The sequence below is a fragment of the Pelobium manganitolerans genome, assembly GCF_003609575.1.
Lineage (GTDB): Bacteria > Bacteroidota > Bacteroidia > Sphingobacteriales > Sphingobacteriaceae > Pseudopedobacter > Pseudopedobacter manganitolerans.
The window spans coordinates 109679-128266 of record NZ_MBTA01000026.1 but is presented as its reverse complement, the minus strand read 5'-3'; the positions used below and the strand labels follow the sequence as shown (position 1 = coordinate 128266).

At 40.8% G+C, this 18588-nt stretch carries 17 protein-coding genes and 1 tRNA gene; 11 read left to right on the top strand and 7 right to left on the bottom strand.

The genetic code is table 11. From position 1 onward, the window contains the following. Window positions 1-168: 168 nt before the first annotated feature. Window positions 169-1044 (bottom strand): TIGR02757 family protein, encoded by an 876-nt coding sequence (locus tag BCY91_RS12530; protein ID WP_394341556.1) that lies wholly within the window; start codon window positions 1042-1044, stop codon window positions 169-171. Window positions 1045-1113: 69 nt separating this feature from the next. Here BCY91_RS12530 and BCY91_RS12525 point away from each other — a divergent pair, with 69 nt between their 5' ends. Then, window positions 1114-1623: a DUF4251 domain-containing protein gene (locus tag BCY91_RS12525; protein ID WP_120182392.1), complete on the top strand. Its 510-nt coding sequence runs from the start codon at window positions 1114-1116 to the stop codon at window positions 1621-1623. Between the two features lie 328 nt (window positions 1624-1951). On the opposite strand, the gene proS is transcribed toward BCY91_RS12525, so the two are convergent. Beyond that, window positions 1952-3424, bottom strand: coding sequence for a proline--tRNA ligase (gene proS / locus BCY91_RS12520; protein ID WP_120182391.1), 1473 nt, complete (start codon window positions 3422-3424; stop codon window positions 1952-1954). A gap of 89 nt (window positions 3425-3513) precedes the next feature. Between proS and BCY91_RS12515 the strand changes: the two genes are divergently transcribed. The 3 genes from BCY91_RS12515 (at window position 3514) to BCY91_RS12505 (ending at window position 6732) form a co-directional block, all read left to right on the top strand. Next, entirely contained in the window at window positions 3514-4548 is a 1035-nt protein-coding gene (locus BCY91_RS12515) for a hypothetical protein (protein WP_120182390.1), read from the top strand. A gap of 35 nt (window positions 4549-4583) precedes the next feature. Then, window positions 4584-6038, top strand: coding sequence for an OmpP1/FadL family transporter (locus tag BCY91_RS12510; protein ID WP_182995379.1), 1455 nt, complete (start codon window positions 4584-4586; stop codon window positions 6036-6038). A 223-nt stretch (window positions 6039-6261) separates the two neighbouring features. Beyond that, window positions 6262-6732, top strand: a complete 471-nt coding sequence (locus tag BCY91_RS12505) for a hypothetical protein (protein ID WP_120182388.1) — start codon at window positions 6262-6264, stop codon at window positions 6730-6732. Window positions 6733-6763: 31 nt separating this feature from the next. Here the strand turns inward: BCY91_RS12505 and BCY91_RS12500 are convergent, their stop codons facing one another. The 5 genes from BCY91_RS12500 to BCY91_RS12475 form a co-directional block, all read right to left on the bottom strand. Beyond that, window positions 6764-7618: an AMP nucleosidase gene (locus tag BCY91_RS12500; protein ID WP_120182387.1), complete on the bottom strand. Its 855-nt coding sequence runs from the start codon at window positions 7616-7618 to the stop codon at window positions 6764-6766. A 49-nt stretch (window positions 7619-7667) separates the two neighbouring features. Next, window positions 7668-8909 (bottom strand): ATP-dependent Clp protease ATP-binding subunit ClpX, encoded by a 1242-nt coding sequence (gene clpX, locus BCY91_RS12495; RefSeq protein WP_120182386.1) that lies wholly within the window; start codon window positions 8907-8909, stop codon window positions 7668-7670. Window positions 8910-8911: 2 nt separating this feature from the next. Next, the gene (gene clpP / locus BCY91_RS12490; RefSeq protein WP_120182385.1) at window positions 8912-9613 is read right to left on the bottom strand and encodes an ATP-dependent Clp endopeptidase proteolytic subunit ClpP; all 702 of its coding nucleotides are present in this window, start codon (window positions 9611-9613) and stop codon (window positions 8912-8914) included. 551 nt (window positions 9614-10164) lie between these two features. Then, window positions 10165-11511, bottom strand: coding sequence for a trigger factor (tig, locus tag BCY91_RS12480; RefSeq protein WP_120182383.1), 1347 nt, complete (start codon window positions 11509-11511; stop codon window positions 10165-10167). Window positions 11512-11584: 73 nt separating this feature from the next. Next, window positions 11585-11666, bottom strand: a tRNA-Leu gene (locus BCY91_RS12475). Window positions 11667-12054: 388 nt separating this feature from the next. Between BCY91_RS12475 and BCY91_RS12470 the strand changes: the two genes are divergently transcribed. The 7 genes from BCY91_RS12470 to BCY91_RS12440 all read left to right on the top strand — a co-directional run bounded on the left by BCY91_RS12470 (window position 12055) and on the right by BCY91_RS12440 (window position 18550). Beyond that, complete coding sequence (locus BCY91_RS12470; RefSeq protein ID WP_120182382.1) at window positions 12055-12633, top strand: Crp/Fnr family transcriptional regulator; 579 nt, start codon at window positions 12055-12057, stop codon at window positions 12631-12633. Between the two features lie 112 nt (window positions 12634-12745). Then, entirely contained in the window at window positions 12746-13402 is a 657-nt protein-coding gene (locus BCY91_RS12465) for an NADPH-dependent F420 reductase (RefSeq protein WP_120182381.1), read from the top strand. Window positions 13403-13428: 26 nt separating this feature from the next. Further along, the gene (locus tag BCY91_RS12460) at window positions 13429-14004 is read left to right on the top strand and encodes a YceI family protein (RefSeq protein ID WP_120182380.1); all 576 of its coding nucleotides are present in this window, start codon (window positions 13429-13431) and stop codon (window positions 14002-14004) included. Window positions 14005-14026: 22 nt separating this feature from the next. Continuing rightward, a complete protein-coding gene (locus BCY91_RS12455) occupies window positions 14027-14443 on the top strand; it encodes a DoxX family protein (RefSeq protein WP_120182379.1) in 417 nt (138 codons plus the stop codon). A gap of 137 nt (window positions 14444-14580) precedes the next feature. Further along, entirely contained in the window at window positions 14581-15414 is an 834-nt protein-coding gene (gene ygiD, locus BCY91_RS12450) for a 4,5-DOPA-extradiol-dioxygenase (protein WP_120182378.1), read from the top strand. Window positions 15415-15962: 548 nt separating this feature from the next. Next, window positions 15963-17432 carry an Asp-tRNA(Asn)/Glu-tRNA(Gln) amidotransferase subunit GatB gene (gatB, locus tag BCY91_RS12445; protein ID WP_120182377.1) on the top strand — a complete coding sequence of 490 codons (1470 nt, stop codon included), beginning with the start codon at window positions 15963-15965 and terminating at the stop codon, window positions 17430-17432. After that, on the top strand, window positions 17429-18550 hold the full coding sequence (locus tag BCY91_RS12440; RefSeq protein ID WP_120182376.1) for a TlpA disulfide reductase family protein: 1122 nt from the start codon (window positions 17429-17431) through the stop codon (window positions 18548-18550). The genes gatB and BCY91_RS12440 overlap by 4 nt, the downstream gene beginning before the upstream one ends. Window positions 18551-18588 lie beyond the last annotated feature (38 nt).

Here is an 18588-nt window from a genome sequence, read left to right as displayed (position 1 = left end):
TTTTTGTATGAGGCTTCTCCGGCATTGCTCCCAGACTTCTTCCGGAAAACGGGAAATTTTGGGAGGAGCAAAGATTAAAGAGCAAGGAATAAGGACAACGACAAGCACGGTCTTGATACTCAATACTCACTACCCAATACTCACTACTCATTACTCAATACCAGACACCTAAATTTCCCCTTCTACGCCTAAGCCAAATAAGGCAAAATCATATTTGGCCGGGTCTTGTGCGTCAAACTGGCGGAGTTTAGCTGTAAGCTCCAAAGCGGTTTGCCAGTCGGTTTGCTTACGGTCTATTAAACCTAAGTGCCGTGCTACCCTATCCACATGCACATCGCAAGGGCACACCAGCTGTGCGGGCTTTATTCGTTTCCACAGTCCAAAATCAACCCCACGGTTATCATCACGCACCATCCAGCGCAAAAACATATTTAGTCTTTTGCAGGTTGATTTTTGCGAGGGCGATGAAATATGCTTCATGGTGCGCCGGGGGAAATCTTCCAAAGAAAAAAAGTAGGAGCGGAAATAGTTGAGATTTCCTTCAACGGTGTGCTTAGCCATCTGTGATAATAAGCATGACGGCGAGCTTTGTTTTTGCCCACTTTCGGTAAAATCGTTTACAGCAAAATCCTCTCTAAACTCCGCTTCCTTATCGCCGAAAGGCAAAAAAGCATCTTCTAAAGAGCTATAATTTTGGTAATGATGCCGAAAAAAAGCGATGAAATAAAGCGTATCTGTGGCGTTAAAGGTGCGATGTTTGAAATTGAGCATCCGCTTTAAGTCTTCGTCGCGGTGATTCATAATAAAATCATAAGGTGCACCGTCCATTAAGCTAATAAGCTCTCTACATTTATTTATGATGGTTTTCCGTTGCCCCCAGGCCAACATCGCGCTCCAAAAGCCCATAATTTCTATATCTTGCTGTTTATTAAACAAGTGTGGTATAGAAATTGGGTCGTTTTCAATGAAGTTGGGATTATTGTAACAATCTACCTTCGAATCTAAAAACTGTTTAAGTTCCGAAAATTTAAATATAGGTATCAACGTTTTTTATATTAACGATTTCAAAGAAGTAAACAACTTGTTGGGTTAAATCTCTTAAAAAACACAAAGATGAGAACAAATAACTTATTCCGATTAACTTTCTTGTTAGGACTAACGCTAAGCTTTTTAAGTTCGTGCCTTACGCAAAAAGAAAAACAGCAACATTTAGTTTTAGTGGATAGCTTGCTTAAGGCGGACCATTTTAAGTTTGTTGCCCAGCAGGCTAACCCTTTACGCGCCAACATTGTTTCGCCACGCTTACAACAGCTAAACGGATCGTATTATATGTTGGTAAGTAAAGATACGGTAAAGGCTTATCTCCCTTATTTTGGAGTTGCGCAGCAAGCCCCTTACAGCAGCAGCGAAAACGGCATCCAGTTTACCAGTACCGATTTTAGTTACGTAAAGAACCAAACTAAAAACGGATACGAGATCAGCATTAAGCCCAAAAACTACGACCGTGCCAATAGCTTATTCTTCAGTATTTCGCCTAGCGGTTCGGCAACGCTAAACGTGAGCAGCAACCACCGTGACCCAATTAGTTTTACCGGGACAATTGAGCAGTGGGGCAAGGATTAAAGAGTAAGGAGCAAAGACTAAAGATTAAAGAACAAAGACTAAAGAGGCCAAGCGCGATACTTAATACTCAATACTGGTAGAGAATAAGGATTAAAGAGTAAGGAGCAAAGACTAAAAAGGCCAAGCGCGCTGCTTGATACTCAATACTCAATACTCAATACTGGTAAAGAATGAGGATTAAAGAGTAAGGAGCAAAGACTAAAAAGGCCAAGCGCGCTGCTTGCTACTCAATACTCACTACTCAATACTGGTAAAGAATGAGGATTAAAGAGTAAGGAGCAAAGACTAAAAGAGGCCAAGCGCGCTACTTGATACTTAGTACTCAATACTAATAAGCCATGGCAAACAGCACCCTTTGTGATGAAGGCTTTCCGGTAACCATACATAGGCCTTCTTCCTGTTTGTTGTTTAAAGGAATACAGCGGATGGTGGCTTTTGTTTCTTCTTTGATTTTGCTTTCTGTTTCTGAGGTGCCATCCCAATGTGCCGAGATAAAACCGCCTTTTTCTGCCAGTACCTGCTTAAACTCATCATAAGAGTTAACCTCGGTGGTCATCTCTTCTCTAAAATCCAATGCTTTTTGATAGATATTTGCTTGGATTTCGTCAAGTAAGGCTGCAATTTTTTCGGCAATATCATCACGTGAAATGGTTTCTTTAGTGCGTGTATCGCGACGGGCAATTTCAATGGTGTTGTTTTCTAGGTCGCGGCCGCCAAAAGCCAAACGCACCGGCACGCCTTTCAGCTCGTACTCGGCAAATTTAAAACCCGGGCGTTGCGTATCCCGATCGTCATATTTAAAAGAAATACCTCTTAATTTTAATGCAGTGGTAATTTTCTCTACCTCGGCAGATATTTGCTGCAGTTCCTCTTCACCTTTATAAATGGGTACAATCACCACCTGTATAGGCGCCAACTTTGGTGGCAGCACCAAACCCTGATCATCTGAATGGGCCATAATTAAGGCACCCATTAAGCGGGTTGATACACCCCATGAGGTTGCCCAAACATGCTCTAGCTTGCCTTCTTTGCTGGCAAATTTAACGTCAAAAGCTTTGGCAAAATTTTGCCCTAAAAAATGTGAAGTACCCGCTTGTAAGGCTTTGCCATCTTGCATCAAAGCCTCTATACAAAGCGTATCTAAGGCACCTGCAAAACGCTCATTGGCAGTTTTTTTACCTCTAACTACAGGCATAGCCATCCAGTTCTCGGCAAAATCGGCATATACATGCAACATCTGTTCTGTTTCTGCAATCGCTTCTTCAGCGGTAGCGTGGGCGGTGTGCCCCTCCTGCCAAAGAAATTCTGTAGTGCGCAAAAACAACCTTGTACGCATCTCCCAACGCACCACATTGGCCCACTGATTTACTAAAATCGGCAAATCGCGGTAAGATTGTATCCAGCCTTTATACGTATTCCAGATGATGGTTTCGGAAGTAGGGCGCACAATTAGTTCTTCTTCTAATTTAGCCTCCTCATCCACAATAATATTCCCTGTTCCGTCGTTTTTAAGTCTGTAATGGGTAACCACAGCACACTCTGTAGCAAAACCATCAACATGCGATGCTTCTTTAGAGAAGAAGGATTTGGGGATAAACAGCGGGAAGTAAGCATTGCTATGGCCGGTATCCTTAAATTTCTGGTCTAATACGGCCTGCATCTTCTCCCAAATGGAATAGCCGTAAGGTTTAATTACCATGCATCCACGTACCGATGAATGCTCGGCTAAGTCTGCTTTTGTAACTAATTCGTTATACCACTGTGAATAGTCTTCGGATCTGCTGGTTAAGCCCTTGCTCATATGTAAATTGGAATAAATTTTGTATTTTTATAAATGCTTTTAACGCGCTCAAAGTTATAAATTAAAACGCACCCACAAACGCATTCGCCATGACAATTCAACATAAATTCAGATTTTTTTTAGTGGCCTTAGGTGCTTTGGCCTTAGGCTCTTGCACTACAGAGAAACTGGCCACACAAAACGCCGACGATGTTTATTTCGGCAATGTAGAAGCTTTGCCGGTAACCTATGCCAGCACCAGCGAGCAAGATTACAGAAGCGGAAATTATTACGACCGCAACGGCTACGACCGTAATGATGATTACTATTATGACGAGTACAGTGACCGTTCGCGCTTTGACGACTGGAACTGGCGGAACAACTATACTTGGAGAGATTACTACTATATGGACCGTTTTGGTTACGATCCGTTTTATTTTGGTCCTTCTGCTTATTTAGGCTTTAATGATTTTTATGGCCCGGGATGGGGCTTTTCTTTAGGATTCAACACGCCTTATTATGGTTATGGCGTTCCATGGTATAGCACCTCTTACTGGAATTACTACGGTTCTTTTTACGGTAACTCGCCGTATTGGGGCATCTACTCGTACTACCGCCCAGGCTTTTACGGCAATTACTATGGTGGCTACTACGGTTATCCTTACTATGGCTACCCTTATTATGGAAGCGGTTATGTTGGCACAAGACGAAACTTAACACCAAGGCCAGACGGTGCTTATGATAATAGGCGCGGTTCTGACGGAACTGCAAGAATGCCGATTCCTGATTCGCGCGCTACACGCCCAACTTCTGCGGACCGTAGCGGAAATGTGCGCACGCAAAGCGATAGAAATGCGGATAGGCCATACACTAGGCCAACCCGCACATCGCCGGGAAACAATGGTTCTACCATGGACAGGAGGACACAAGGACAATCTGAAAGACCTTCTTCTCGTCCTACCCGTACCGAAACCGGCAGAAGCTCTGAACCTACCAGTAGGCCAGCACCTAGCAGACCAACTAGAGATAGTTCGCCAAGCTATTCGCCACCGTCACGGTCAACCAATAGCAGCAGCGGTTCATCTTCATCTGGTTCTTCATCTGGTAGCAGCGGACGCGGTTCATCGGGCAGGCCATCACGTTAATTTGATTAAACATGAAACTGAAAAACAATATAATTATGGCTCTATTAATTGGAGCCACTTCTACCTCTTACGCCCAATACGAGGGTGATGCAGGCCGGTTTTCTATCGGAAACAACGCTGGTGATGCGCGTATAGATGCAATTGGTGGCCAAAAAGCCGCAATTGGCGGGAACATTAGCACTATATATGGAAATCCTGCTGGTCTAGGGATGTTCTCTAAATCGGAATTTAGCATTTCGCCACGTCTGAATTTCGGCAGCAATAAAATTGGCGCTTTTGGAACATCAGAAAAACAAAGCAACAACAACTTAGATTTAGGAAATGTTGGCGTGGTGTTTCATACCAGAACCTATACCGCTGGAGACACAAAAAAAGGCTTAATTAGCTTAAACTTCGGTATCGGCTACCAAAGAACAGGAGCTTACCGGGATAAATTTGGCTTTAGTGGAGAAACTGATTTTAACGGCTTAGGCGATTATTTTGCGCAAGAATCTAACTTTGATTTAGAAGGTGGTGCAACCGTTGATCCAAGTAAGCTGTTGTCCGATGTACATTACCAAGCATATCAAGCTTATCTTACTGATTGGGACGGGACGGACTATTTCCCTATTACGTCAAATGATTCTGAACAAAAATATAATATAAACCGTACGGGAGGAAGCTCTGAAGTAGATTTCTCGCTAGGAATGAATTTTAGCAATAAATTATTTTTCGGTGTAGGATTAGGGCTAGCTAATTTAAATTACGCCTCTACCGAGCGCGTAAACGAAACTGGCTTATCACAAGAGCCCGGCAATACCCAAACCACAAACTACAACGTCACTTATAACCGAAACTTTGACACAGAAGGTTCCGGGGTAAACTTAAAACTTGGAGCAATACTAAAACCCACGCCGGAGCTACAAATCGGCTTGGCTTTGCAAACCCCAACTTGGTATAGCATTACGGACAATTATTCCGAAAGTTTAGCAGACAATATTATAGGAGGTACTGCAAACATGCAATACCCCTACGAATACGAATTACGTACGCCTTTAAAAATCAACGGCGGTATAGCTTATTTTATTGGCTCTAAAGGTTTTATTTCTGCTGATGTAGGTTTTACAGATTATTCTAAAAACAAGATTACTTCCAATAATGCATCAATAGACCAGACAACAAATATGCGCATCAAAAACATGTACGCTAATGCGGTAAATTATAGTGTAGGTGGCGAGTATAAGATTGACAAAAGCTGGTTGGTAAGAGCCGGATTCCGCTCTGATGGTAATCCATACAAAAACTTGCGTGATAAAGATTATACCGTAAACTCTATCTCGGGCGGTATAGGTTACCGCTTTGGCGATTACCATTTGGATGCGGCACTGATTAACAGCAACGGCTATTTTAATTATTCAAATTATTTATTGGTTTCGGGCAATCCAGAACCCCAAGCAAGTGTTGACAAACGTATAAACCGGCTAATGCTAACTTTTGGTGTTAGGTTTTAGCGTTAGTAAAAATAATTTATAATAAGCTCCTGTGCTATCGAAAGCGCAGGGGCTTTTATTTGTAAATAGGCTGTAGTTTAAGCACTCGTTTAACCCCGAACTTTCCATCATAAACTGAAGCGTTGGCCGGCGCTCAACCTTAACAAAAAATAGTGAAGTTATTTTAATGAAACTTTAACGAAATGTTTTCGTAAAAAGCAAGGAACCTAATAATTTTACTGTAATGAAAACACCACAAACTATTGACTTAAAGCACGAAAGCTGGCCACCATCGCGCGAAACTTCCATGCTTATTTTAATTTTAAGCTTAGCAACACTGATGCTTTCTTTAGTGTTAAGCATGTTTAATTGGCTAAATGCAAACGCTACCCTAATCACAGCTGGTGCCGCATTGTTAATGACCTTGGTAGCTATTTATTTGATTTCTATAGCGTCTCCAAAGCACTATATTTACCTCAACCATGAAGAAATATTGTTTAAAAGAGACAAAGACAGCGAAGAAGTGTGCCTAAAGTTTGACGGCTTAGCCTACTTTGAAACACGTTTTTCGGAAATAGTTTTCAGCACCAAAGAGGCAGAAAAGTTTGTGTTGCCACTCAACTACATCAGCAACGAAAAAAAACGCTGGCAAATTAAAGAGTACTTACGCGAACACCTCACCCAGCGTAAACAAAATGCGTTTGCTTTTAAATAAGCAGGTTGAGTTTTGATTTACAGCACCTTAGCTAAAATTTAAGGTGCTTTACCGTTTGGCCATTGTTGATCAACTGCATCAAAGAATCGATACCTATACGCAGGTGGCTTTCTACAAAGTCAGCAGATGATTTGGAAGCGTCACCTTCTGCTGTTTTTACGCCCTCGGGGATCATAGGCTGATCGGACACTAGTAACAAAGCACCGGTCGGAATTTTATTGGCAAAGCCGGTGGTAAAAATAGTTGCGGTTTCCATATCAATAGCCATAGCGCGCAATTCTTTCAGGTATTTCTTAAAACTCTTGTCGTGTTCCCATACCCTGCGGTTAGTAGTGTACACGGTGCCTGTCCAATAATCGCGAGAATGCTCGCGGATGGTGGTAGAAATTGCCTTTTGCAGCGCAAAGGCCGGTAAGGCAGGGACCTCAGGATGTAAATAATCGTTAGAAGTACCTTCTCCCCTAATGGCCGCAATTGGCAGAATAAAATCGCCGATGCCGTTTTTCTTTTTTAGTCCGCCACATTTCCCCAAAAACAGTACTGCTTTTGTTTCAATGGCCGTTAACAAATCCATCACAGTTGCCGCTAGCGGACTGCCCATCCCAAAATTGATGATGGTAATGCCTTTAGCCGTAACGCTTTGCATAGGCTTATCAATGCCATAAATCGGTGCATTATCATTCCATTCAGAAAAAAGCTGTACGTAGCGAGAGAAATTAGTGAGCAAAATATATTCGCCAAATTCTTCCAGCTTTCTGCCAGTGTATCGTGGCAACCAGTTTTCAACAATGTCTGCTTTAGATTTTAAGCCTTTTTTTATGGGCTTATCTACTTCTTTTGCCGGTGTAGCCACCGGATTTTTTTTAATGTCTTTTTCTTCGTTCATAATTATCGTATAAAACAAAAAAGCCCCCCATTTTATCGGGAGGCTTTTTTTAAGCTACTTTTAGTTTTTTAAGATCCGATTTCTCAAATTGCTCCCGGGCATATTCAAGGTCAATGACCATCTTTTTACTCTTTTGCTTCTGCGATGGGATTTCGAACATCGCATCAATCATAATTGCTTCGCAAATAGAACGTAAACCACGGGCGCCCAATTTGAATTCCATGGCCTTATCCACAATAAATTCAAGCACTTCTTTACTAAATTCTAAGTTGATTTCTTCGTACTCGAACAATTTCTGGTACTGTTTGATCAACGAATTCTTAGGCTCGGTCAAAATGTTTAATAATGTATCGCGATCAAGCGGGTTCAAATGCGTAATTACCGGCACGCGGCCAATCAGCTCGGGGATCATCCCAAAAGACTTCAGGTCCAGAGGCGTAATATATTTGTACAGGTTTTTTAAATCTACCTCTACCTCATCTGTTTTTACCTTATAACCCACCGTTTGTGTCCGTAGGCGGTTAGCGATTTTCTTCTCGATACCGTCAAACGCACCTCCGCAAATAAATAGAATGTTATTGGTATTTACAGGAATCATTTTCTGATCGGGATGTTTGCGGCCGCCCTGTGGTGGTACGTTTACAATAGTACCTTCCAAAATTTTCAATAAGGCCTGTTGCACACCTTCGCCCGAAACATCACGTGTAATAGACGGGTTATCACTTTTGCGTGCCACTTTATCCACCTCATCAATATACACAATGCCACGCTCGGCAGCATTTACATCATAATCCGCAGCCTGTAATAAGCGTGTTAAAATACTTTCTACGTCCTCGCCAACGTATCCTGCCTCGGTTAAAACCGTGGCATCACAAATACAGAAAGGGACATTTAAAATTTTGGCGATTGTTTTGGCCAACAATGTTTTTCCCGTACCTGTTTCGCCCACCATCATGATGTTTGATTTTTCAATCTCGATCTCGTCTTTCGCGATTTTTTGGTTTAAGCGCTTGTAATGGTTGTAAACCGCAACCGCTAGCACTTTCTTGGCCTCATCCTGCCCGATAACATATTGATCGAGGTGGTTTTTAATTTCCAGAGGCTTCAAGAGGGTCAAAACAGAATTTACGTTCTTCCCTTTTTTCAGGTTTAACTCCTCCCCTAAAATCTCATTGGCTTGTTGCACGCATTTATCGCAAATATGCGCATCCAAACCTGCTATCAGCATCAAGCTATCCTGCTTCCCTGCCCCGCAAAAAGAACATCTAATATCTTTCTGACTTTTGCTCATTTTTACTTTTTGTCTTTGTTCGGTTCCAAAATCTCATCAACCATGCCATATTCTTTGGCTTCTTCTGCACGCATCCAGTAATCGCGGTCTGATGCTTTTTCTACCCACTCGTAGCTTTGTCCCGAGTGTTTGGAGATGATATCGTACAACTCTTTTTTAAGTTTCAACATCTCGCGGAGGTTAATTTCCATATCAGAAGCTACCCCTTGCGCACCGCCGGAAGGCTGGTGAATCATGATACGTGCGTGTGGCAAGGCCGCTCTTTTGCCTTTGGTGCCGGCGCACATAATTACCGCGCCCATAGACGCCGCCATGCCTGTGCAAATGGTAGCCACATCTGGCGAAATGTACTGCATGGTATCGTAAATACCCAAACCGGCATATACCGAGCCACCCGGCGAGTTGATATAAATTTGGATATCACGGTGCGCATCGGCAGACTGTAAAAACAATAGCTGCGCTTGGATGATATTTGCGTTTTGATCATAAATGGCATCGCCTAAGAAGATGATACGGTCCATCATCAGGCGCGAGAAAACATCCATTTGCGCCACGTTTAGCTGGCGTTCTTCGATGATGTAAGGCGTCATCCCGGTAGGCTTCAAAATGCCTTCGGTTTGGTTGATATATTTATCTACATGTAAACCACCTATTCTGTGGTGCTTTACGGCATACTTTCTAAACTCGTTTTTGTCGATATTCATATTCAGCGTTGTTTGCAAATTTAGTCGCTAATGTATTAAAATTTTAACGTTCTTATTTAACGGAATTGTTAGGGGAATGTTTTTTTTAGGTAATGATTTGGTTGTTAGGGTATCGGTTTTATAGCGCAACCTCCTTTTTTGCAGTCTTTGCGAAGCGGGAGGGTTAAGATCGTAATGGGGTTGAAGCAATCTCGAAATTTCTTTGTTTTCCTTTTTGCTAGAGCGATCTTTCAAGTCATTTAAAGAATTTTCGTTCATCGCCACTAGGGCTAATCCTTTGGCTTAGCCCAAAGGACCAAACCGAGTGAAACGAGCCATGAAAGCCTTTAAAAAGCACATAAAACTTTGAATAATTTAAGGCTGTCCTCATTTTTTTGTTGCGCCTGCGGGAAATCTTTGAGCGCAAACCGAAGCCGTGCGAACGGCATGACGATAGGGAAAATCTATAGGGAAAATCTTCTATGTTCAACCGCCAAATATGGACTGCTTAACAAACAAAAAAGCAACTGCCAAAACAGTTGCTTTTTTTATAACGGTAATATAAGCTTTACTTATTTATCCAGTTTCTCAAACTCGTTAAAAGGAATTTCTTTTTTATCTAAAGTCACCACAGATTTTAAGTATTCAAATACTTTTTGCGATTTTACTTCATCAAAAATACGGTTTGCATTTTCTTGTTCTTTTAAGAACTGGGCGGTGTACTGACCCAATTGCTCTTCAGACAAAGCTTGCGGACTGTACATTCTAAACTGTGCATCTAACCTTGCTTTTGCAGCTTCAAATACGTCTTCGTATTTAATTTCTAGCTTTTGGTCCTTCACAATTTTGTTTTCAACCAAAGTCCATCTTAAGTTTTTAGCAAAATCTTCATAGCCTTTGTCTAGTTCTTCGTCGCTTAAATCTTTGTTCGCAACCTTCAACCAGCGTTTCAAAAACTCATCTGGCAAGTCCATAGTTGCTTTCTCAGAACCATGTTTGTACAAATCAGAGGCTAGTTTTTTCTCCGCATCCTGTACCATCATAGCTTCCAGCTCTTCGGTAATTTTTGCTGTAAATTCTTCTTCGGTTTTTACAACGCCTTCGCCAAATACTTTGTCAAAAAACTCTTGGTTTAAATCTGCCTCCTCTAAACGGTTGATGTTTTTTACCGTTAATTTAAATTTAGATTCTGGGATGATCGGATTTTCTTCATCCAACTTTAAAATGCGTACAATTTGTTTATCATCGTCAACGGCTTTAACCAAGTCAAAGTTTTCAACCACGTCATCTTTTTTCAAACCTATTAAAGCTTTCAAGGCAGAAGCATCTTTAACTGCATCTGTTCTTAAAGAAGTAGTAACGTCTATGCCACCTTCAAAAATAGAACCGTCTGCGTTTAATTGCTCAAAGCGGCCAAAAATCACATCGCCATCTGCAACAACTTCTGGGTTGGTCATTTTGCCGTAGCTTCTTCTAATGTTTTTGGTACGTGCCGCTAAAGTTTCTGGATCAACCTTAATTACATATTGCGTAAGCTTGTCTTTATCAGAAAAAGTAACGTTTACTTCTGGCGCCAAGCCCAACTCGTAATTGAAAACAAACTCATCGTTAAAATCCCAGTTAAACTGATCGTCGGACTCTTTTGGTAAAGGCTGACCTAAAATTTCGATTTCGTTTTGCTGGATGTAGTTGTTTACAGATTCTGACAACAGGTTGTTGATCTCATCTACCAAAATGCTTTTGCCGTACATCTTTTTCACGTGCGCCGGAGGCACCATTCCCGGACGGAATCCAGGAAGTTTCATTTTTTTAGCTTGCTCTTTGATGGCCTTTTCCACTTTTTCGCGGTAGTCATCAGGAGAAATTTTCACGGTTAAACTTGCATTAAGATCATTGATCTTTTCCTGTGTGATATTCATGCTGAATTTATTTTTTTAATAGCTATGTCTTTATACAAAAATCCCTCCCATTTTGTGGGAGGGAGAATTTTTGTGCGGAAGAAGGGACTCGAACCCCCACGCCGTGAAGCGCCAGATCCTAAGTCTGGTGCGGCTACCAATTACGCCACTTCCGCATTAGGAATTTATGTTCCCAAAACCATCTGTGATTATTTTGGACTGCAAAGATAGACTTTCACTTTTGTTTTGCAAATGCTTTTTAATTTTTTTCCAACTAAAAGAGTTCATTGGTAGATTAGGAGTTCATTTAGTTCATTAGTAATGGGAGTTCATTACTGATGAAACTGTCTTTCCTCCTACTCTTTGCTCTTTATTCTTCTGTCTCACATCTCATATCTTTCTTCCTTACTCCTTATTCTTTACTCCTTGCCCTTCTGTCTCACGTCTCACATCTTTACTTTTACTCCTTGTTCCTTGCTCAACCTTCGTAAATAAACAACTTAATTAGATGTTTAAACATAACTTTACGAAATTGTTTCGCATATTTACTAATAACACTGATTGATGTACGAACTATTTTTCAAAAGTTTCCGCCAAAAAGTTCCGCTTAGTGCAGAGGAAGAAACGCAATTAAAACGCTACTTAACGCCAAAGAAATTGCGTAAAAAACAATATCTGTTGCAAGAGGGCGACGTTTGCAAAGCTATCGCGTTTATCGAAAAAGGGGCATTAAAAGCATATTCTGTTGATGAGAAAGGAAACGAACACATCATCCAGTTTGGTTTGGAGGGTTGGATAATCTCCGATTTATATAGTTTTCTTACGGGCGAATCGGCCACTTACAATATCGACGCTATTGAAGATTCGGAGGTACTTTTAATCAGCAAATCGGCGCACGAAGAATTATTGCTAGAGATGCCCGCTTACCAAACTTTTACCCGACTAAATATTACCGGCGCTTATCTGGCCATGCAAAAAAGACTCACATCTATAATTAGCACTCCGCTAAAAGAACAATATACCGACTTTATCGCCCTTTATCCGGATATTGTACAGAGAGTGCCCCAACACATGATTGCATCCTATCTGGGGCTTAAACCCGAAACGCTGAGCCGGGTGCGTCAAAAAATCGCACAAAAATAGGTCCGCTAAGGTTTTCTATTGATTTTAATCAACGTTATTTCTTGTCTAAAAGCAATGGAACAGTGTGTACACTCGCCGTACCTTTGTTTTATTAATTCATAAGCGATATAAAATGAAACAAACCATAGCAATTATAGGGGCTTCTGGCAACATGGGATCCGCTATAGCAAAATCAATTTCAAAAGGAAATTATCGATTGCTTTTAAAAGGGAACAACCAAGCTTCGCTTGATGCATTGATTGATGAAATAAAAGCCAACGATAATACTGCTGATGCGGAGGCAATGGCTTGTTCTACAGAAGCATGTTGGGAAGCTGATATTATTATTTTAGCTGTTCCGTTTGAAGCAGAAAAAGAAATAGCATCCAAAATCAAAGAAGTTGCGAATCAAAAAATTGTAATTAGCATCGCCAATCCGCTAAACAAAACTTACGATGGGTTAGTAACCGCAGCAAACACAAGCGCGGCCGAAGAGCTGCAAAAACTGTTGCCAAATTCAAAAGTGATAAAAGCATTTAACACCACTTTTGCGGCAGATTTTTCAACACCAGTTATTGACGGTAAACAAGCGGATGCTTTTATTGCCGGTAATGATGAGGAAGCCTTGGAAACTGTTTCGGAGATTGTAAGCACAGCAGGTTTCAACCCGATTGTAGCGGGCGATTTATCTGTTAGCAGAACACTGGAAAACATGCAACTTTTACTTATCCAACTCGGCATAAAATACAACTACAATTGGTTGGCCGGCTGGAAAATATTACACCACTAATTTTTAACTATATAAATAACAACAAAATGAAAAAGACAGCTTTAATTATCATCGCATTTATTGCATTAACCGGTTTTACAAAATTTGTTTCAACTTGGGAAAACGACGATCCACACTCTCAACTTGGGTTTACGGTTACACATTTAGGTATTTCTGATGTTTCTGGAACTTTCAATGATTTTGATGTGAAAATAACATCATCGAAACCCGATTTTAGTGATGCCAAGTTCGAACTAACCGCTAAAGCAGCTTCCATTGACACCCGTGTTGAAGCAAGAAACAACCACCTTAAAAGCGCAGACTTTTTTGATGTAGAGAAATATCCCGAGTTAACGTTCAAAAGCACATCGTTAAAAAAAGACGGCACAAACAAATACAAACTTACAGGAGACCTTACCCTGCATGGCATCACCAAATCTGTTACTATGGATTTAAAATACAGAGGAACCGTGGTAAACCAGATGACAAAAGCTAGCACTGCGGGCTTTCAGCTTGAAGGCGTAATTAAACGTTCCGACTTTAATTTAGGTGCAGGATTCCCGGCTCCAATGATTAGCGATGAAGTGCAGATAAAAGCAGACGGGGAATTTATCCAAAAATAATTTAGAAATACACCAACGATAAATGAAGAAGTTATTTAGTGTGGACAACACATCCAATACCATTGGAGTAGCGCTATTGATAGCAAGGGTTGGGATAGCAACATTAATGCTTACGCACGGCATCCCCAAATTAAATATGTTGCTTGCAGATGCACCGGTACAGTTTATACCGATAATGGGCATGAGCGCCGAATTTTCATTAGTGCTTGCCATTTTTGCCGAAGTGATATGTTCGATATTAATTTTGGTTGGTTTTGCCAGCAGATTAGCAACTATCCCACTGATAATTACGATGTTGGTAGCCGTATTTTTTGTCCATGCGGCTGATCCATTTACTAAAATGGAAGCCGGCTTACATTATCTGCTGGTATATGTGGTATTGTTAGTTGCAGGGAGCGGCAAATATTCAGTTGATTATTTTCTCAACCGAAAAAGCTAGCAAGCAATACCTCTTTACAAAACATAGCATACCATCTTCGTAACTTACTGATTGCGGAGATGGTAGCTTATGAAATAACAAGGTTTTAGATGAAAAGATCACATTTCATAAAAACAATTGGAATAGGAGCAATAAGTATGACAACGTTAGCAGCATTCAAAAATTTCACCAGCGGATTAAGTGAACAGGAAACAATTATGCCTGTACTGTTTATCGGCCATGGTTCGCCCATGAACGGAATTGAGGATACGGAATTTAGCCGCAGATGGACCCAAATGGCCAAAGAGATTCCAACACCTAAAGCAGTATTGGTAGTATCGGCACACTGGTTTACAAAAGGCACCCACATTACCGCTATGGATTTCCCAAAAACCATCCATGACTTTGGTGGCTTTCCACAAGCGCTTTTTGATGTGCAGTACAACGCACCGGGCAATCCTGTTCTTGCAAAAGAAACAGCAGATTTACTGCATTCGGCACATGTGGAGCTTGACCATGATTGGGGTTTGGACCACGGCACTTGGACAGTTGTAAGGCATATGTACCCCGAAGCAAACATCCCGGTTTTACAGCTGAGCATTGATTATACCAAAGGCCCGCAATTTCACTACGACCTTGCTAAAGAATTACTTGCTTTAAGAAAAAAAGGCGTACTAATTATCGGAAGCGGAAATATGGTCCATAATTTAAGGATGGTTGCTTGGGACAAATTAAATGATACGGATTATGCCTATGATTGGGCTATGCAAATGAATAGCAAATTTAAAGAGCTAATTGCAGAGGGCAACCATAAAGCGTTAATTAATTATCCCGGCTTAGGAAAAGAAGCTATGTTGGCTATCCCAACGCCCGAGCATTACCTACCTTTAATGTACAACATAGGTTTACAGACCAATAAAGACGAGGTTTCGTTCTTTAACGATAAAGCCGTTGGTGGTTCACTTACCATGACATCGGTAAGGTTTGGATAAGAATTATAACTGTTACAAAAATTCAAACAAGTAACACTTAGGAAACAATCGCTTATCTTAGGGTTCTTTTATTCGCTTCCTTCAGAGAATTGCCGAACTTACCTGTCCATCAGAAAAACAAAGCGAACAATTGCTAAACGAGCTGACCGAATTAGGTAGTTTGGAAAAACTGGCAACAAAGAACGGAGAGGTACAAAAAGCTATTTTATAATAGTATCTTTAAACCCATGGATTCCAAATTCAAAACATGGCTTAAACGCCTGGGAATAGCGGGCTTTTTATTCTTTTTAATTAAAGGCCTTATTTGGCTGGCTGTGTTTTATTACTTCGGTTCTAAGATAGTGGATTAGGTTTTTCCGAGGTTAAAACTTCTCCTTAAAACCACTGTTTGTCTTAACATCTTTACCTAAAACTTCCTCATCCAAAAAATTTAGCCTCCTAACTTAAAGCCGGTTACGAATATTTATTTTGTTAAAGTAATTGCCATGAATTAATTTATATTTGAAAATCACAATAAAATAGCCACTTTAGTAAACTTTTGATACTTAATGAATCATATTATAAACAATTTTGAACAATACGAGGCTGTTATCGGGCTAGAGGTGCATGTTCAATTATCTACTGCGTCTAAAGCTTTTTGCACAGACTCGGCAAGTTTTGGAAGTTTACCAAATCAAAATATCAGTCCGGTTTCTTTGGGTTTACCCGGCGCTTTGCCTTTAACTAACGAAAAAGCGGTAAAATATGCCACCAAGTTAGGCTTGGCCATCAACAGTAAAATTAACCGCTTTAACTTTTTTGATCGTAAAAATTATTTTTACGCCGATTTACCCAAAGGCTATCAGATTACGCAAGATAACGAGCCTATCTGTTTGGGCGGCAGTTTAAAAATCCGCTTGGATGATGGCAGTGAGAAAGACATCATTTTAAACCGCATCCATATGGAAGAAGATGCAGGCAAAAGCATCCACGAGATGGATCCAAACTATTCGTACATAGATTTAAACCGTGCTGGCGTAGCTTTGTTAGAGGTAGTAACCGAACCTATGTTAAGCACAGGCGAAGAAGCAGCCGCTTATTTAACAGAATTGCGCAAACTAGTGCGCTACCTTGATATTTGCGATGGCAACATGGAAGAAGGCTCTATGCGTTGCGATGCCAATATTTCTGTACGTTTAAAAGGAGAGAAAAAGCTGGGCAACCGTTGCGAGGTAAAAAATCTTAACTCTATTAAAAACGTACAGCGCGCTATAGAACACGAGATTGAACGTCAAATCAAACTGTTGAACAAGGGAAAAGCCATTGATCAAAACACCTTAAATTTTGACGCCAATACCGGCAAAACCAGCCCTTTGCGTTCTAAAGAAATGGCGAACGATTACCGCTATTTCCCAGAACCAGATTTGTTGCCTTTATCTATTTCTGAAGAGTTTTTAGAAGCCGTAAAAGCCGAAATGCCCGCCTTACCCGAGGAGCTTTATCAAAAATTCACCAAAGAAATGAACTTACCAGCCTACGATGCTTTGGTGCTTACCGCAGAAAAAGCGATGGCCGATTGTTTTTTGGAGATAACGGCGCACACAAAAAATTACAAGCTGGCATCTAACTGGGTAATGGGAACGTTACGCTCTTACTTAAAAGAAACACAACAAAGTTTTGCAGATTTGCAGATACCTGCGCAAGAAATTGCGGCGATTATTGATTTGGTAGACGGAGGTGAAATCAATAACAACCAAGCTAAAAACAAGCTTTTTGCCGCTTTAGCTAAAAACCCGCAAGCGAAGGTAAGCCAACTGGTAGAAGAACTTAATTTGATACATAAAAAATGCGACAATGAGCTTGACGCTTTTATCATGGCCGCGTTAAATAAGTTCCCAGATAAAGTAATAGAATACCACAACGGCAAAAAAGGAGTTATTGGAATGTTTATGGGCGAGGTAATGAAGCTCTCGCACGGTAAAGTGGATCCAAAAAAAGCAAATCAGTTGTTATTAGAAAAATTAGAGCAAGCGAAATGAGAAGAGTTTATATCGTAGGATTGGTTGGATGGGCTTTGTTAGCCACTGCATGTGCAAAAAAAGACAGTTTTAGCATTGAAGGCGCTTTAACAAACCCCGGAAACGCCCAAAAAGTTTATCTGTTAGAATTGGATAATAACGGGCAGATGACACCTATCGATTCTACTTTTTTAAACGAAGACAAAAAATTTAGCTTAACGGCCAAAAGCGAGGAACCAGATTTTTATCAAGTGGCTATTGGTCAGCAAACTTTTTTAGTGATTGCAGAAAATGGCGATAAAATTGAGCTTAAAGCAGATTTAAGTCGCCCTGGCGGAAATTACGAACTTAAAGGCTCCGATGAAGCCGATAAAATAACCGAATACAACAAAATTACGGCAGATTTTAGCGAAAAAAACGGAAAGCTGGCCGAAGAGTATAGCCAAAAAATCACGGCCGACGTGGGCAGCCGAGAACAGCTGATTGCAGAATACAATGGTAAAATGCAAACGCTTGCGCAGCCTTTTATGGAGCAATCCATGAAATTTATTGAGAACAATAAAAAATCATTAACCGCATTTTTTGCGGCAAATGTAATGATGGGCATGAACCACGACGCCTACGAAAAACAGCTGATTGACTACAGCCAAAAAGCAAAAGAATATTTCCCAAAAAACAAAGCTATTGTATCTTTTGCAGAACAAATGCAAAGTGCGCAGAAGGTTGCCATTGGCAGCCAAGCACCTAATATAAGTGCTTTAAGTCCGGATGGTAAAACTATTCAGCTGGCAGATTTCAAAGGCAAATATGTGCTGGTAGATTTTTGGGCATCGTGGTGCGGACCTTGCCGCCAAGAAAACCCAAATTTGGTGGCCACTTACCACCGTTTCAAAAACAGAAATTTTACGGTTTTAGGTTTTTCTTTGGATGACAACGAAGAAGCCTGGAAAAAAGCCATTGTGAGCGATAAATTAGATTGGGCGCAAGTTTCAGAACTGAGACAATGGGATTCGCCAACGGCGGTATTGTATAATGTAAGCGCAATCCCTGCTTCATTTTTGATTGACCCTAACGGAAAAATCATCGCTAAAAACCTTCGCGGGGATGCTTTAAACCAGTTTTTAGAAAAAACGCTTTAATCAATTTTAAGGCTCGGAAGTTTAACAATCTGTTAATA

Coding starts and splice junctions, on each gene's coding strand:
- BCY91_RS12525 (WP_120182392.1), top strand. CDS start 1,114: ATGAGAACAAATAACTTATTCCGATTAACTTTCTTGTTAGGACTAACG.
- proS (WP_120182391.1), bottom strand. CDS start 3,424: ATGAGCAAGGGCTTAACCAGCAGATCCGAAGACTATTCACAGTGGTAT.
- BCY91_RS12515 (WP_120182390.1), top strand. CDS start 3,514: ATGACAATTCAACATAAATTCAGATTTTTTTTAGTGGCCTTAGGTGCT.
- BCY91_RS12510 (WP_182995379.1), top strand. CDS start 4,584: ATGGCTCTATTAATTGGAGCCACTTCTACCTCTTACGCCCAATACGAG.
- BCY91_RS12505 (WP_120182388.1), top strand. CDS start 6,262: ATGAAAACACCACAAACTATTGACTTAAAGCACGAAAGCTGGCCACCA.
- BCY91_RS12500 (WP_120182387.1), bottom strand. CDS start 7,618: ATGAACGAAGAAAAAGACATTAAAAAAAATCCGGTGGCTACACCGGCA.
- clpX (WP_120182386.1), bottom strand. CDS start 8,909: ATGAGCAAAAGTCAGAAAGATATTAGATGTTCTTTTTGCGGGGCAGGG.
- clpP (WP_120182385.1), bottom strand. CDS start 9,613: ATGAATATCGACAAAAACGAGTTTAGAAAGTATGCCGTAAAGCACCAC.
- tig (WP_120182383.1), bottom strand. CDS start 11,511: ATGAATATCACACAGGAAAAGATCAATGATCTTAATGCAAGTTTAACC.
- BCY91_RS12470 (WP_120182382.1), top strand. CDS start 12,055: ATGTACGAACTATTTTTCAAAAGTTTCCGCCAAAAAGTTCCGCTTAGT.
- BCY91_RS12465 (WP_120182381.1), top strand. CDS start 12,746: ATGAAACAAACCATAGCAATTATAGGGGCTTCTGGCAACATGGGATCC.
- BCY91_RS12460 (WP_120182380.1), top strand. CDS start 13,429: ATGAAAAAGACAGCTTTAATTATCATCGCATTTATTGCATTAACCGGT.
- BCY91_RS12455 (WP_120182379.1), top strand. CDS start 14,027: ATGAAGAAGTTATTTAGTGTGGACAACACATCCAATACCATTGGAGTA.
- ygiD (WP_120182378.1), top strand. CDS start 14,581: ATGACAACGTTAGCAGCATTCAAAAATTTCACCAGCGGATTAAGTGAA.
- gatB (WP_120182377.1), top strand. CDS start 15,963: ATGAATCATATTATAAACAATTTTGAACAATACGAGGCTGTTATCGGG.
- BCY91_RS12440 (WP_120182376.1), top strand. CDS start 17,429: ATGAGAAGAGTTTATATCGTAGGATTGGTTGGATGGGCTTTGTTAGCC.